Source organism: Streptomyces sp. NPDC050997, assembly GCF_040660135.1.
GTDB lineage: Bacteria > Actinomycetota > Actinomycetes > Streptomycetales > Streptomycetaceae > Streptomyces.
Window position 1 is genome coordinate 15,949 of record NZ_JBFAGK010000018.1, and the last position, 14,735, is coordinate 30,683.

The window sequence follows — 14,735 nt, forward strand, 5'->3', positions numbered from 1 at the left end:
AGGCGTCGCTCGGCGGCGGACCCGCGGCGGCTCCAAGGGGCTGACCGGCGCGGGGTGTCCCAGGCCCCGGTGCGGTGGTGATCATGGCGGGCAGGACGGTACGGGCCGAACAGGTCAGCGCGACGCGGGAGCTGATCCTGACAGCCGCGGAGCGGCTGTTCGCCGAACGTGGCGTGTACACGGTGTCCAACCGTCAGGTCAGCGAGGCCGCGGGCCAGGGCAACAACGCGGCGGTCGGCTACCACTTCGGCACCAAGACCGACCTGGTGCGGGCGATCATCCGCAGGCACGCCGCGCCGATCGAGGAGATCCGCGCCCGGCTGCTGGCCGCCACCGGCGACTCCACCGATGTGCGCGACTGGGTGGACTGCCTGGTCCGCCCGGTGCCCGAGCATCTCGCGGCGCTGGGCAGTCCCACCTGGTACGCGCGGTTCTGCGCACAGGTGATGACGGATCCGGCGCTGCGGCAGATCATGGCGGAGGAGTCCCTGGCGTCCCCGGCCCTGCGGCAGATCGTGGAGGGGCTGCGGCGGTGTCTGCCCGAACTGCCCGCCGAGGTGCGCGCCGAACGCGGCGACATGGCCCGCCATCTCATCGTGCATGTCTGCGCCGAGCGGGAGCGGGCGCTCGGCGAGAACGCGCCCACGCCGCGCTCCAGTTGGCGCGACGCCGCCACCGGTCTGGTGGACGCCGTCGTCGGCATGTGGCTGGCGCCCGTCACCCTGGGCAAAATTACTTGAGTTAGGCAAGCAGCGGGGTAGGGTGGGGGACATGTACGGCGGCACCCGTGAGAAACCGGCTCCGGCCCGTGGGGCCGGGCAGCACCTTCTGCTCGTCGTCGACGAGCCGTACATGGCCGAACTGCTCTCCACCACCCTCGAACTGGCGGGGTATCGCATCACCGTGGTCGGCAGCGGGACCGAGGCGCTGGCCCGGCTCGCCGAGCGCCGGTTCGATCTCCTGGTCGTCGACGCGACACTTCCGGACATGGAGAGCATGGGCCGTGACCGGCCCGCCGTCGTCGACCGCCCGCCGGTGCTCCTGCTGACCGTGTACGAGTCCCTCGACCGGCTGGTTCCCGAACTGGGCCTGGGGGAGCGGGACTACGTCACCAAGCCGTTCCGGGTGGCCGAGGTCCTCGCCCGGGTACAGGTCCTGCTGCGCGGAGCGGGTCCCCGGCGACCGCGCGGCGACGAGCTGGGCTACCACGACCTGGTCCTGGACGACACCCGCTGCGAGGCGCGCCGCGGCGCCCGGCGGCTCGACCTCACGCCGGCCGAGTACCGACTGCTGCGTCATCTTCTGGTCAACGCGCATCGGGTGCTGTCCAAGGAGCAGATCGGCCGCTACGTCTGGGGCGACTTCCGCGGCGACAACGCCATCGAGCAACTCGTCTCCCGACTGCGCCGCAAGGTGGACCGGGACGCGCCGGTGCTGATCCACACCCGCCGGGGCTTCGGCTACTGGCTGGGAGGTGTCGACGCCGAGTTCTGAGGCGTCGCAGAGCAAACGCCCCGCCGTCCGCCGGCGGGGCGCCACGTCATGCTCCGCGGACGGCGTCGCTGTGCGCGTCCAGGCATGGTCGTCGTTTATAACTCCCTTACAAAGCAGGGGGATTGATGTGTCCTGAATACGACTGTGATCCGGGTCACGTCAGCTTTCTGTCAGGAAACTGGCGGGTTGGCGTCAGCCCTCTCTGTTTGCATGTGCTCATCGAGGCCTCACCCATGTCACCCCGGCGCTCCGCCCGTCAGGCGGAGCCCTCCCACACCGAGGAGAACCATGGCCGACACTCTGACCGGCAGCGCGCCCGACGCGGCCACGCCGGTGCCCGAGTTCCCGATGCCCAGGGCGGCGGGCTGTCCCTTCGACCCGCCTCCGGCCCTCCAGGCCCAGCAGGACGAGGGCCGCCTCGTCAAGGTCCGTCTCTGGGACGGCAGCACGCCCTGGCTGGTGACCCGCTACGAGGACCAGCGCACCCTGCTCCTCGACCCCCGGGTCAGCGCCGACATCACCAGCCCCGGCTATCCGCTCCAGGCGCCGAGCAACGGCAAGAACAACATCGGCTTCATCCTCATGGACGACCCCGAGCACTCCCGCCTGCGGCGCATGGTGACCGCGCCGTTCGCGGTGAAACGGGTCGAGGCGCTGCGGCCCGGGGTGCAGAAGATCGTGGACGACCTGATCGACGACATGCTCGCCGCCGGCGGCCCCGTCGACATGGTGCCGGCGTTCGCCCTGCCGGTGCCCTCGCTGGTCATCTGCCAACTCCTCGGAGTGCCGTACGCCGACCACGACTTCTTCCAGGAGAACAGCAAGACCCTCATCACGCGGAACGCGGCCATGGAGGACCGCATGGCCGCCCACGGAAAGCTGATCGGCTACCTCGACGAGCTGATGGGCCAGAAAATGGCGGACCCCGGCGACGACCTGCTCTCCGGGCTGGTGGCGCGGATCGAGGCGGGCGAGCTGACCCGGCTGGACGCCGCCCAGATGGGCGTACTGCTGCTGCTGGCCGGCCATGAGACGACCGCCAACATGATCGCGCTCGGCACGCTCGCCCTGCTCGAGAATCCGGACCAGCTCGCGCTGTTGCGTGACAGCGACGACCCCAAGCTGGTGGCGTCGGCGGTGGAGGAACTGCTGCGCTACCTCAACATCGTGCACGGCGGGCGGCGCCGGGCGGCCCTGGCGGACATCGAGATCGCCGGGCAGGTGATCCGGGCCGGCGAGGGCGTGATCCTGCCCAACGACATCGCCAACCGTGATCCCGCGGCCTTCGCCGACCCGGACCGGCTGGACATCACCCGCGACGCCCGTCGGCATGTCGCCTTCGGCTTCGGCGTCCACCAGTGCCTGGGCCAGCCGCTGGCCCGGATGGAACTCCAGGTCGTCTACAGCACCCTCTACCGCCGTATTCCGACCCTCCGGCTCGCCGCCGAGAGGGACAGCCTGCCGTTCAAGCACGACGGCTCGGTCTACGGCGTCTACGAACTGCCCGTCACCTGGTGACCCCCGCACCGACGGTCAATCCCCCACAGAGAGCGAACGAGGTACCGAGCATGCGCGTGGAACTGGACGAGCCGAAGTGTGTCGCGTCGGGTCAGTGTGTGATGGCCGCCCCCGAGGTCTTCGACCAGCGGGACGAGGACGGCATCGCCTTCGTGCTGGACGACAAGCCCCCGGCGGGCTTGCTCGACGACGTGCGTGAGGCCGTGGCGATCTGCCCGGCCGCCGCCATCCGACTGGTGGAGCGGTGAGGCGGATCGTCGTCGTGGGTGCCTCGGCCGCCGGACTCGCGGCGGCCGAGACGCTGCGCCGCGAGGGCTACGACGGCACGCTCACCCTCGTCGGTGACGAGCCGCTGCCCCCGTACGACCGGCCGTCGCTGTCCAAGCAACTCCTGGCCGCGGAGTGGGAGGCGGAGCGGCTGGCGCTGCGCACCCCCGCCGACCTGACCGCGCTCGGCCTCGACCTGCGGCTCGGGGTGGCGGCGACCGGCCTCGAACTCGCCAAGCGGATCGTCGAGTTGGCCGACGGCTGCCAAGTGCCGTACGACGGGCTCGTGGTGGCGACCGGGGTCCGGCCGCGCCGGCTGCCCGGCGAGGGGGCCCATGTGCTGCGCACCCTCGACGACGCCCTGACGCTGCGGGACCGGCTCACGCCGGGACGGCGCCTGGTCGTGGTGGGCGCCGGCTTCCTGGGCGCGGAGGCCGCCGCCGTCGCCTGGCGTCTCGGCGCCCACGTCACCCTCCTCGAACCCGCCCCGGTGCCGTTGGCCCACGCCGTCGGCACGGCGGTCGGGGAGGTGCTGACCCGGGCCCACCTGGACCGGGGCGTGGACCTGCGATGCGGGGTCACCGTCACCGAGGTGACCGAGGACGGGGTGCGGCTCGCGGACGGCGAGGTCGTTGACGCGGACGAGGTGCTGGTCGCCGTCGGCTCGCTGCCCAACACCGAGTGGCTGGACGGCAGCGGGCTGACCGTCGGCGACGGCGTGGTCTGCGACCAGTACTGCGAGGCCGCCCCGAACGTGTACGCGGCCGGGGACGTCGCCCGCTGGTACAACCCGCTGTTCGACACGTCGATGCGGATCGAGCACCGCACCAACGCCGCCGAACAGGGCATGGCCGCCGCCCGCAACCTGCTGGCCGCCCCGGAGGCGCGCAGGCCGTTCGCGCCGGTGCCGTACTTCTGGTCCGACCAGTACGACATGAAGATCCAGGCGTACGGCTTCCTGCGCGGCCACGACGAGGTCGCGGTGGTGGACGGCGACCTGGCGGAGCGCCGGTTCGTCGCCGTGTACCGCACCGGTGACCGGGTCGGCGGCGCCCTCGCGGTCAACATGCCGCCCAAGGCGATCCGGACATGGCGCCAGGCCATCGCGGCCGGAGCACCGTGGCGCGGGACCGTGTCTGCCGAGGGGCACGAGGCGCGCGTCTGAGCGCGTGGACGCGCCGGCACCGACGGGTGCCGTGGGGCGCCGGCGGCCCGGGGGGACCGCCGGCGCCCCACCCGTGTCAGTGACCGATGCGGATCCGCGTCACCTGGTCCTCGCCGGCCGCGCCGGCACCGGACTTGTCGACGACGTACGCCGTGCCGTCGGCCACCTCCACATGGTTGGGGTTGGCCCCGGTGGTGACGGTCTCCTCGACGACGCCTTCGCGCGGGTCGACGACGGAGAGGGTGGCCGTGGTGCGGTTGGCGACCAGGACGTCGCCGGAGCGGTCGTCCGTGGCCACCGACAGCGCGCCCGCACCCGTCGCCACGGACCGGGTGACCGTGCCCGAGCACAGGTCCACCACGGACACCGTGCCGGCGGTCTGGTCGGCGGTGTAGGCGGTACGGCCGTTCCTGGACAGGGAGACCGAGATAGGGCCGTCGCCGGCCGGGATGAACCGCGGGGTCCCCGAGTCCGCGGAGACCTCGATGATCCGGTCGTTGGACAGGTCGGCCGCGTAGACCGTGCCGGTGCGCTCGTCGACGGCGAGCCCCGCGGGGCCCGCGCCCTCCACGGTGACGCGCTCCTTCTCCTCGAACGTACGGCTGTCGAACGCGACCAGCGTGCCGTCACCGAAGGCCGACGCCCACACCGTGTCGTGCCTCTCGTCCACGACGATCTCGCGGGCGTGGGCGACGTTCGGCAGCGTGGCGAGGTGTTCGCCGGTGCGCTGGCTGTAGACGGCGACGGAGTTGCCGCGGGTGTTCGTCGTCCACACGGTGTTGTGCTCGTCGTCGACGGCGACACCGTAGACGGCCTCCAGGGCGCCGGTGGCCGGGTCGGTGACCGGCGGGGTGTACGTGGCCTGCACCGCCAGCGTGTCCGGATCGACCTTCAGCAGGCTGGAGGCGGTGACCGGCGGGCGGCCGTTGGAGACGGTGACCCACAGGGCGTCGTTCCGCTCCGAGTACGCCGACTGGTACAGGCCTCTGATCAGCGGCGCCGTGGTGACGGTCGAGCCGGTCGCCATGGCCGACGCGGTGCCCGTCAGTGTCAGTGTGCTGCCCGCGGTGAGGGCCACGGCGACGGCGGCTCCCACCAGAGTGCGGCGGCGGGTGCGGGTAGGTGTGGTCATGGTAAGTCAACTCCCTGATACAGAAGGTGTGTTGGGTGTGCACGGTGTGCCCTTGCGGGCACGGGCCGAGGCCGCAGGGCCTCGGAGTCGGTGACCGTCCGCGCTAGGGAAGGCAGGACGGAGAAGAGAGAAAGTAAGGTGAGCCTTATTTCGATGGAGGGGCCGTGTTTCGTCACCGGGAGTCCGCCCGCATGCCTGTGTCCGTACCGCCCGAGAACGCGCCGAACCACCCGCCCCGACTGGCGCGACCGAACACGGTGCCCCGGCTCGAGGACCCCGCCTGTGAACTGCCCGGGCCGGACAGTGTCGAGAGGTTCTGGGCCGGCGTCCGGCGACGGGGCACGCCGATCACCGCGTCCGATCCGCTGGGCAGCGCCGATCACCTGGCCGTGACGTTCCTGTGGCGCGGCACCCCGGCCACCCGTGCCGTCCAGGTCCTGCCCAACAAGCTCGGCGACCCGGGCGACCCCGACGGCAACCTGATGGAGAACGTCCCCGGTACGGACGTGTGGCACTGGACGGTGCGCCTGCGCCACGACTGGCGCGGCACCTACGACTTCCACGTCGACGAGGGCGACGGCCCCGACCCGGGAACCCCAGCCTACTGGCGATGGCTGCGCACCCGCCGCCGCACCGACCCGTTCAACAGCCGTACGCTGCCGCACCGTTGGGAGAGCACACCCGTCTCGTACGCCGAACTGCCCGCCGCCCCGAGCGCCGTGGACTGGGAACCCAGACCCCACGTCCCCCGAGGTACCGTCACCGCACACGAGGTGGTGAGCGCGCGCCTGGGCGGCCGGCGCCGCGTCTGGCTGTACCGGCCACCGCTCACCACGGGCGATCCGGCGAAGCTGCCCGTCCTCGTCCTGCTCGACGGCGAGCACTGGCAGCCACGCCTGGGCCTCTCGCACCTCCTGGACAACCTGATCGCCGACCGCCGCATCCCGCCCGTCGCCGCCGTCCTGCCGGAGGCCGTGGACGAGGCCACCCGGTGGGCGGAACTGGCGTGCCGCCCCGAGTACGTCGCCTTCCTCGCGGACGAGTTGCTGCCGTGGGCCGCCGACCGGATGCCCCTCACCGACGACCCGGCGCACACCGTGATTGCCGGGCAGAGCCTCGGCGGACTCACCGCGGCCTACGCCGCCGTCGCGGCCCCGCACCGCTTCGGGAACGTCCTCGTCCAGTCGGGCTCGTTCTGGTGGCCCGTCGGCCCGGACACGGAATGGCTCACCCGTGTGATCGCCGGTCTGCCAGGGCTGCCCGTGCGGTTCCGGCTCTCCTTCGGCGAGCAGGAGTGGGTGGCCCTGCCCGCGGCCCGCCGACTGCGCGACACGCTCGCGGCCCTCGACTGTCACGACGTCTCCTACCGGGAGTTCAACGGGGGCCACGACTACCTCTGTTGGCGCACGGAACTGGCCGACGGGCTCGTGGAACTCCTCGGCCCCTGAGCCCGGCCCCGCGGCCACCGCACAGGCTGCCGCCCAGCCGGCGGGCACGTCGTGGCCTTTGGAATCCCCGGCCCGCCTCCAGCGGGGGTCATGCGTCGAGCTCCTTCAGACGGGCGGCGAGGTGCGTGGCGATGTCGTCGAGGTGCTGGTCCCGCATCAACCCCGGGTGCGTGCAGTCGAGATCGTGGTTGGTGATCGCGCCGCCGACGTGCGGCTGCCACGCGGTGCGGGTCAGCCAGTCCTCGGGGCGCGGGGCGGCTGCCGTGAAGAACAGCACGTCGCCGTCGTAGCGCTCGTGGTGGTGCTCGCGCATCATGCGGGCGTGGTTGGGCACGATGTCGACGATCCTGGACAGGGTGTGGTCGCTGAGCCCGGCCAGCGGGCTGCCGGCCCGGCGCAGGGTGGCCAGCACGTCGTCGCGGGTGCGTTCGCCGGTGCGGTCGAAGCCCGCCATGCGCAGCACGGCCGTGAGCGCGTCGCCCTCCTCGGGCGCGGGCCGCTCCCGCCACTGCTCGGCCGGGAACGCGTCCAGCAGCGCCAGGAGGTCGACCTCCGCACCGGCCGCCCGGAGCCGTACGGCCACGGTGTGCGCCAGCACCCCGCCGACCGACCAGCCCAGCAGCCGGTACGGGCCGTGCGGCCGGACCTCGCGGATCCGCTCGACGTAGTCCTCGGCCTCCTCCTGGAGGCTGCGCGGCAGCGGTTCGTCGCCGACCAGACCGCGCGCCTGGATGCCGTACACCGGCTGCCCGGGCCCGAGCCGCGCGGCCAGCCCCGCGTAGCACCACGAGATCCCGCCCGCCGGATGGAACGCGAACAGCGGGGGCCGCTCCCCGTCCGCCCGCAGAGGCAGTACGACGTCCAGGGCGTCCCCGGACGCGGGCCTCGCGGCGTCGAGCCGGGCGGCGAGCGCGGCCGGTGTCGGCGCCTCGAAGAGCGAGCCGATCGTCAGCTCCGCGCCGAACTCCTCCCGTATCCGCCCCACGAGCCGTACCGCGAGCAGCGAGGTGCCGCCCAGGTCGAAGAACGCGTCGTCCGGGCCCACCTGTCGGACGCCCAGCGCCTGCGCGAACAGTCGCGTCAGCGTCTCCTCGCGCGCGGACGCCGGCGGCCGCGCTCCCTCGCCGCCGGCGAAGACCGGGGCGGGCAACGCGCGCCGCTCCAGCTTGCCGTTGGGGCTGAGCGGGAACGCGTCCAGCGCGACGACCGCCGCCGGGACCATGTGCTCGGGCAGCTCACGCGCCAGGGCCGCGCGTACGGCGGCCGGATCGGCGCCGCCCGTCACATAGCCGACGAGCCGGTCCTCCCGCACCAGGGCGCAGGCTCCGTCCACTTCGGGCCGGGCGGCCAACGCGGCCTCGATCTCGCCGAGTTCGATGCGCTGGCCGCGCAGCTTCACCTGGTGGTCGGTACGGCCCAGGTACTCGACCTCGCCCTGCGCCGTCCAGCGGGCCACATCGCCCGTGCGGTACATCCGGCCGCCCGCCGGACCGAACGGGTCGGCCACGAACCGGGACGCGGTGAGCTCGGCTCGCCGCAGATAGCCGTCGGCCAACTGCACGCCCGCCAGGTACAGTTCGCCCGGAATTCCGGGCGGGCAGGGCTGGAGTGCCGCGTCCAGGACGTACAGGCGGGTGTTCCACACCGGCCGCCCGATCGGCACCGGACCCGAGGCCTCGGGGGCACAGGCGTGGTGGGTGACGTCGACGGCGGCCTCCGTCGGGCCGTACAGGTTGTGCAGCTCGACACCGGGCAGCGTGCGCCCGAAGGCGTTCGCGGTCTCCCGGGGCAGGGCCTCGCCGCTGCAGAACACCCGGCGCAGGACGCCCGCGCACGCTGCCGCGTCCGGTTCGGCCAGGAACACCTGGAGCATCGACGGCACGAAGTGGCAGACGGTGACGGCCTGTTCGCGGATCAGCCGGGCCAGATAGGCCGGGTCCTTGTGACCGCCGGGCTCCGCGACCACCAGCGCCGCGCCCTCCCGCAGCGGCCAGAAGAACTCCCACACCGACACATCGAACGACGACGGCGTCTTCTGCAGCACCCGGTCCTCGGCGGTGAGAGGGTACTCGTGCTGCATCCACCGCAGCCGGTTGTCGATCGCCCGGTGCGGGACGACGACCCCCTTCGGGCGGCCCGTCGAGCCGGAGGTGTAGATCACGTACGCGGGATCGGCCGGGGTGAGCGCCCGCGCCGGGTTGACCTGCGGGTACGCCGACACGTCGAGGCCGTCCAGGACGACCAGCGGGGTTTCGGTGTCCTCCGGGAGGCGGCCGGCCCGGTCGGTGATCGCGCAGACGGGAGCCGCGTCCTCCAGCATGTACGTCAGCCGCCGCGCCGGGTAGTCCGGGTCGAGCGGGAGGTAGGCGGCGCCCGCCTTCAGCACCGCGAGCAGGGCGACGACCAGCTCCGCCGAGCGCGGCACCGAGACCGCCACCATCGCTCCGGGGCGGGCACCGAGGGACTGGAGGTGCCGAGCCAGCTGGTTGGCGCGGGAGTTGAGCCGCGCGTACGAGAGGGCGGTGTCGCCGTGCACCAGCGCGGTCGCGTCCGGGGTTCGTGCGGCGCGGGCCTCGATGGGGCCGACGAGTGTGGTCGGCGGCAGTTCGCGCGCGGTGCGGTTGAACTCGTCGAGGACCAGGGCCTGTTCGGCCGGGGTGGCCACGGTGCGCGCGGAGAGCGGGAGATGCGGGTCGGTGTCCGTCAGCCGGTCCACCAGGTGCAGGAACCGCTGCTGGTGCGCGGTCAGTTCGGACTCGTCGTAGAGGGCCGGGTTGCCGTCGTGGTCGATGCGCAGGCCCCGGCCGTCGGCCCGGTCGTAGATGTTGACGGTCAGGTCGTCGACCGGGCCCGCCGACAGGTTCCGGGCCCGCGCCGGGGCGCCGGCGAAGACGACGCCGTAGTCGAAGGGCATGACGTTGACCAGCGGGCCGACCAGGCCCCGCTGCTCGCCGAGCAGCCCCAGGTCGCGGCGGATGTCCTCGTAGCGGTAGCGCTGGTGGCGGCGTACCTCGCGGATGCCGAGCACGACCTGCCGGACCAGTTCGGCGAAGGTCGCGTCGGGGGAGACGGTCAGCCTGAGCGGCAGGACGTTCATGACCATGCCCGGCACGCGCAGCGCCACCGAGCCCATGCGGCCCATCATCGGCAGGCCCAGCACGACGTCGGACTGCGCGGTGGCCCGGGAGGTGTAGAGGGCCTGCGCGGCGATCAGGACGTCCGGCCAGGTCGCGCGGAGCCGGGCGGCGAGTTCCCGCAGCCGCTCGGCGGTCTCCGGGGCCACGGACGCCGTACGCCGCAGGAAGGTGCGAGACGGCAGGGCGCCACGGCCCGCGAGGCGGGGGGCCGCCGGGCGGTCGGCGAACGCCGTCGACCAGTGCGCGCGGTCGGCCGCGAATGATTCCGAGGCGCGGTACTCGGCGTCCTCCGCTACCAGGTCGGCCAGCAGGCCGAAGGTGCGCGGGGCGGGCTCCTCGCCCCGGACGAGCGCCGTGTACACCTCGGCGGTGCGCCGCACGAGCAGCGAGTAGCCGTAGCCGTCCATGACGAGGTGGTGGATGCGCTGGTACCACAGCCAGCGCTCCTCGCCGACGCGGAACAGCGCGTGCCCGAAGAGCGGGCCGGCTGCCAGGTCGCGGGGCTCGGCGAGGTCGGCGCGCATCCACTCCTCGGCCTCGGCCGTGGTGGTCGTCTCCCGTACGGTCAGGGGCAGTTCGACCGTGTCCCGGATGTCCTGGCGCGGTCCGTCCGGGGTGTCCTCGACGCGCACGCGCAGGGCCTGAGCCTCAGCGGTCACCCGGCGCAGCGCCTCGGCGAACAGGTGCGGATCGAGCGGGCCGTCGATCTCCAGGCACTCCGCGGTGTTCTGCGCGGGGCTGAGCGGATCAAGGGCCTGCGCGTACCACATGCCGGACTGGGCCGCCGTCAGCGGCAGTACGGTCCGTGTGGTCCCGGTGGCGAGCGTGGCGGTCATGCCGCCCCCAGCAGGGCCGCCCAGGCCTCGATGGCCGGGCGCTCGGCCAGGTCCGCGAAGTCCGCCTGGACGCCGTGGTCGCGTCGCCAGCGTTCCAGCAGCGTCATGAGCCGCACGGAGTCCAGGCCGTGGTCGACGAGGTTCTCGTCGACGGGTATGTCCGCGGGGTCCTCGCCAAGACTGTCGGCGACATCGGCGCGGATACGCTCCAGGGTGAGCGCCATGGTTCAGACCTCCTTGAAGAGCGCGTCGGTGGTGGTGACGACCGCGCAGCGGCCGGCGGCCCAGCGCAGGGCCATGTCGTGGTCCTCCCGCGAGAAGTCGGCGACGGCGTCGGCCACCACGAACGCCTGGACGTCCCGCATCCACGCGTCACAGGCGGTCATCAGCACACCGATGTGCGCGTACACACCGACGATCACCAGCTGGTCACGGCCCGACTCCCTGAGCAGCTCGGCGAGTTCGGTGCGGACGAAGGCGCTGTACTTCCACTTGGTGAGCACCGTGTCGCCGGGCTCGGGAGCCACCGCGTCGGGCACGGCGAGCGCCTCGGGGTCGTCGGCGACGCCCGGGCCCCAGAAGTCCAGCTGGAGACCGCGTTCCTCGGACGTCTGCCCGCCGCGCTGGGTCGAGTAGACGACCGGCACGCCGAGTCGGCGGGCCTCCTTCAGCAGGCGGGCCGTGTTGTCGAGCATCCCGGTCAGGGGCTGTTCGCCGGCCGGGAACACGGACAGGAAGTGCTGCTGGAGATCGTGCACGAGCAGCACGGCGCGCGCCGGGTCCGCCGTCCAGGAGACACGGTTCGCGGGCAGTTGGTCACCCGCGGGGAGCGGATAGGGGGTGGGGGCGGGAAGTGCCATGGCGAGGGCCTTTCGGAACGCTTTCAGGACTGCTCGGCGGTGGACCGCAGCTGCTTCTTGCTGACCTTGCCGATCCCCGTCCGGGGGAACGTGTCGACGAACTCGACGAGGTCGGGGACCTTGTAGGCGGCGACCCCGCGCTCGCGTACGAACCGTTTGACCGCGACCGGCCTCAGCGGCTCGGCGCCCTCGCGCAGGATCACGTAGGCGAGGGAGCGTTCGCTCAGGTACGGGTCCGGGACCGCGACGACGGACACGTCGTGCACGGACGGGTGGCCGAGGATGATGTTCTCGATCTCCTCCGGCGCGATCTTCTCGCCGCCCCGGTTGATCTGGTCCTTGGCCCTGCCCTCCACGACGAGATGACCGGTCGGGGTGCGGCGCACGATGTCGCCGGTGCGGTAGAAGCCGTCCTCGGTGAAGGCCTTCCGGTTGTGCTCGGGTGCGCGCCAGTAGCCGCGGATCGTGTACGGGCCGCGGGTGAGCAGATGCCCGAACTCACCGTCCGCGACGTCGTGTCCGGCGTCGTCGACGATGCGGATCTCGTCGTCCGCGGAGATCGGCCGGCCCTGCGTGCCGACGATCGTCTCGACGTCGTCGTCCAGGCGCGTGTAGTTGACCAGCCCCTCGGCCATGCCGAACACCTGCATCAGCCGGCAGCCCAGGGCGGGCTCCAGCCGTCGCGCCGCCCGCTCGCTGTACTTGGCGCCGCCGACCAGCACCAACTCCAGGCTGGAGAGGTCGTGTTCGCTCCGCTCGGCGGCGTCGGTCCACACCAGGGCGAGGGGCGGCACCAGCCCCGTCATGGTGATGCGTTCCCGCTCGATCAGCGGGAACGCGGTCCCCGGGTCGGGCCCGGGGCACAGCACGCTCGTGCCGCCCGCGTACAGCACACCGAGCCAACCGGGGGAACTCATCGGGAAGTTGTGGGCGGCGGGCAGCACCACGAGGAACCGGGTGTCCGCGTCGACGCCGCAGATCCCGTTCGAGCCCCACAGCGAGTACAGGTAGTCGTCGTGGGTGCGGGGGATCAGCTTGGGCACGCCCGTGGTACCGCCGGACAGCTGGAGGAAGGCCAGCTCGTGCGGCTCGGGTCCGGCGATCGGCCCGTCCGGCTCGCGGGGCACGTCGGCCAGGGCGGTGTGCCCGCCCGGGGCGCCCACCACGAACACGTGCTTCAGCGTCGGTGTCCGCTTCCTCATCCGTGTGGCGAGGTCCGGGTAGTCGAAACCGCCGTACACGCCGGGAACGACGTACGCGACGGCCTCGGTGAAGGAGCAGAAGTAGCCGATCTCCGTGTCCCGGTGCGCGGGCAGCGCGTAGACCGGCAGCGCGCCGATCCGGAACAGCGCGAAGACCACCTCGGCGAACTCCCCGACGTTCGGCAGCTGGACGACCACCCGGTCGCCGCGGGAGATCCCGCGCGCCGCGAACCCCGCGGCCAGCCGGTCCGCACGCTCGTCCAGCTCCCGGTACGTCCACGTACGCCGCTCGGGCGCCGGATCCACCAGGGCGATCCGGTCGGGGTGGGCGGCGGCGCGCTCGCGCAGCATGCCGCCGAAGGTCTCCCCCCGCCAGTAGCCGGCCGCACGGTAGCGGTCCGCGAACGCGGCCGGCCAGGTGGGGGCGTCCACACCAGGAGTGAGGGTCACAGCGAGGCTCCCACGGCGTGCAGGAACGTACGGAACTTGGCGGCCGTCTCCGCGGTCTCCGCCTCCGGCGACGAGGCGGCCACCACACCGGCGCCCGCGAACAGCCTCAGTGCCCGCCCCTCGGCCTCCGCGCAGCGGATCGTCACCACCCACTCGCCGTCGCCGTCGGCGTCCTGCCAGCCGACCATGCCGGTGTAGGGGCCGCGGTCGAAGGGCTCGGACGCGGCGATGACCGCGCGGGCCACGTCGGTCGGCGCGCCGCAGACGGCCGGGGTGGGATGCAGCGCGGACGCCAGGTCCAGCGCGGTGGTGTCCGGGTCGGCGAGTTCACCGGTCACGGTGGTCGACAGGTGCCACATCGCCGCCGTACGCACCAGCGTGGGCCGCTCCGGAACGTCCAGGTGGTGGCAGAGCGGCGCGAGTGCCTCGCGTACGGCGGCCACGACCACGGCATGCTCGTGCAGGTCCTTCGGGGACTCCAGCAGGGCGACGGCCCGGCGGACGTCCTCGGCGAGGTCGGCGCTGCGCGGCGTGGAGCCCGCGAGGGGGTTGGCGGTCAGCCGGCCGCCCCGCCGACAGACGAGGAGTTCGGGGCTGGCGCCGATCAGGATGCGGCCCGGTCCGCTCGGCACGGCGAAGGTGTACCCGGCCGGGTCTCGGCTAGCCAGCCTGCGCAGCATGGACGGCAGGTCGGGGGCGCGGGAGGCGGTCAGCTCCAGCGTGCGGGCGAGGACGACCTTGTCGAACTCCCCGGCCCGCATGCGCGCGACGGCGGCGGCGACGGCCTCGCCGTACACCTCGGGAGAGGGAACCTCCCGCACCTGCCAGTCGGGCCGCCCCTCGTCGAGCGGGACGGGCAGGGCGACGAGCGGGTCCTCGCGCAGCGGCGGCGCCCAGTGCACCATGTCCGGCACCGCCAGCGCGCACGGCGCGTCCGGGGCGAAGGGCAGCGAGCCCACCACGACCGGTGCCGGGGCGCCGGGGCGGCGCAGCGCGCCGAGCACCTCCCGGACGCGGTGGGTGAGCGGACGGGAGTCGTGCGGTATCTCCGCCGTGGTGCCCCGGCCCAGCAGGGTGCGGTGGGGCGAGGCGAGGAACCGGTCGGTGGCCGGGCGGTAGGAGTCCAGCAGGGCCGTCGCCATGCCGGGGGACAGGGTCGGGGCGGCGGTGGGTTCGTGCAGGGACGTGGGCATGGGTGTCTCCAGTGGGGGACGGCACGGGCCGCG

Annotated in this window: 12 protein-coding genes; 6 read left to right on the forward strand and 6 right to left on the reverse strand. The window is 73.0% G+C overall.

What is annotated here, in order from left to right:
- Positions 1-83: 83 nt before the first annotated feature.
- The 5 genes from AB0H86_RS32140 to AB0H86_RS32160 all read left to right on the forward strand — a co-directional run bounded on the left by AB0H86_RS32140 (position 84) and on the right by AB0H86_RS32160 (position 4,444).
- On the forward strand, positions 84-740 hold the full coding sequence (locus tag AB0H86_RS32140) for a TetR/AcrR family transcriptional regulator (protein ID WP_362446717.1): 657 nt from the start codon (positions 84-86) through the stop codon (positions 738-740).
- A gap of 31 nt (positions 741-771) precedes the next feature.
- Complete coding sequence (locus AB0H86_RS32145; RefSeq protein WP_362446720.1) at positions 772-1,494, forward strand: response regulator transcription factor; 723 nt, start codon at positions 772-774, stop codon at positions 1,492-1,494.
- A 288-nt stretch (positions 1,495-1,782) separates the two neighbouring features.
- On the forward strand, positions 1,783-3,012 hold the full coding sequence (locus tag AB0H86_RS32150) for a cytochrome P450 (RefSeq protein WP_362446723.1): 1,230 nt from the start codon (positions 1,783-1,785) through the stop codon (positions 3,010-3,012).
- 50 nt (positions 3,013-3,062) lie between these two features.
- The gene (locus tag AB0H86_RS32155) at positions 3,063-3,260 is read left to right on the forward strand and encodes a ferredoxin (protein WP_362446725.1); all 198 of its coding nucleotides are present in this window, start codon (positions 3,063-3,065) and stop codon (positions 3,258-3,260) included.
- Positions 3,257-4,444: an FAD-dependent oxidoreductase gene (locus tag AB0H86_RS32160; protein ID WP_362446728.1), complete on the forward strand. Its 1,188-nt coding sequence runs from the start codon at positions 3,257-3,259 to the stop codon at positions 4,442-4,444. Before AB0H86_RS32155 ends, AB0H86_RS32160 begins: the two co-directional genes overlap by 4 nt.
- Before the next feature lie 76 nt (positions 4,445-4,520).
- Here the strand turns inward: AB0H86_RS32160 and AB0H86_RS32165 are convergent, their stop codons facing one another.
- Entirely contained in the window at positions 4,521-5,576 is a 1,056-nt protein-coding gene (locus AB0H86_RS32165; RefSeq protein WP_362446731.1) for a YncE family protein, read from the reverse strand.
- A gap of 191 nt (positions 5,577-5,767) precedes the next feature.
- On the opposite strand from AB0H86_RS32165, the gene fes reads away from it, so the two are divergent.
- Entirely contained in the window at positions 5,768-7,024 is a 1,257-nt protein-coding gene (fes, locus tag AB0H86_RS32170) for an enterochelin esterase (RefSeq protein WP_362446734.1), read from the forward strand.
- A gap of 88 nt (positions 7,025-7,112) precedes the next feature.
- Here the strand turns inward: fes and AB0H86_RS32175 are convergent, their stop codons facing one another.
- From AB0H86_RS32175 to AB0H86_RS32195, 5 genes are read right to left on the reverse strand one after another with little or no spacing between them, the layout of a single operon-like run.
- Positions 7,113-10,997, reverse strand: coding sequence for an amino acid adenylation domain-containing protein (locus AB0H86_RS32175; RefSeq protein ID WP_362446737.1), 3,885 nt, complete (start codon positions 10,995-10,997; stop codon positions 7,113-7,115).
- A complete protein-coding gene (locus AB0H86_RS32180) occupies positions 10,994-11,221 on the reverse strand; it encodes a phosphopantetheine-binding protein (protein ID WP_362446740.1) in 228 nt (75 codons plus the stop codon). The genes AB0H86_RS32175 and AB0H86_RS32180 overlap by 4 nt, the downstream gene beginning before the upstream one ends.
- A 3-nt stretch (positions 11,222-11,224) precedes the next feature.
- Positions 11,225-11,857, reverse strand: coding sequence for an isochorismatase family protein (locus tag AB0H86_RS32185; RefSeq protein ID WP_362446743.1), 633 nt, complete (start codon positions 11,855-11,857; stop codon positions 11,225-11,227).
- A 23-nt stretch (positions 11,858-11,880) separates the two neighbouring features.
- The gene (locus AB0H86_RS32190; protein WP_362446746.1) at positions 11,881-13,509 is read right to left on the reverse strand and encodes a (2,3-dihydroxybenzoyl)adenylate synthase; all 1,629 of its coding nucleotides are present in this window, start codon (positions 13,507-13,509) and stop codon (positions 11,881-11,883) included.
- Complete coding sequence (locus AB0H86_RS32195) at positions 13,506-14,702, reverse strand: isochorismate synthase (RefSeq protein ID WP_362446749.1); 1,197 nt, start codon at positions 14,700-14,702, stop codon at positions 13,506-13,508. Before AB0H86_RS32195 ends, AB0H86_RS32190 begins: the two co-directional genes overlap by 4 nt.
- Between the last annotated feature and the right edge of the window lie 33 nt (positions 14,703-14,735).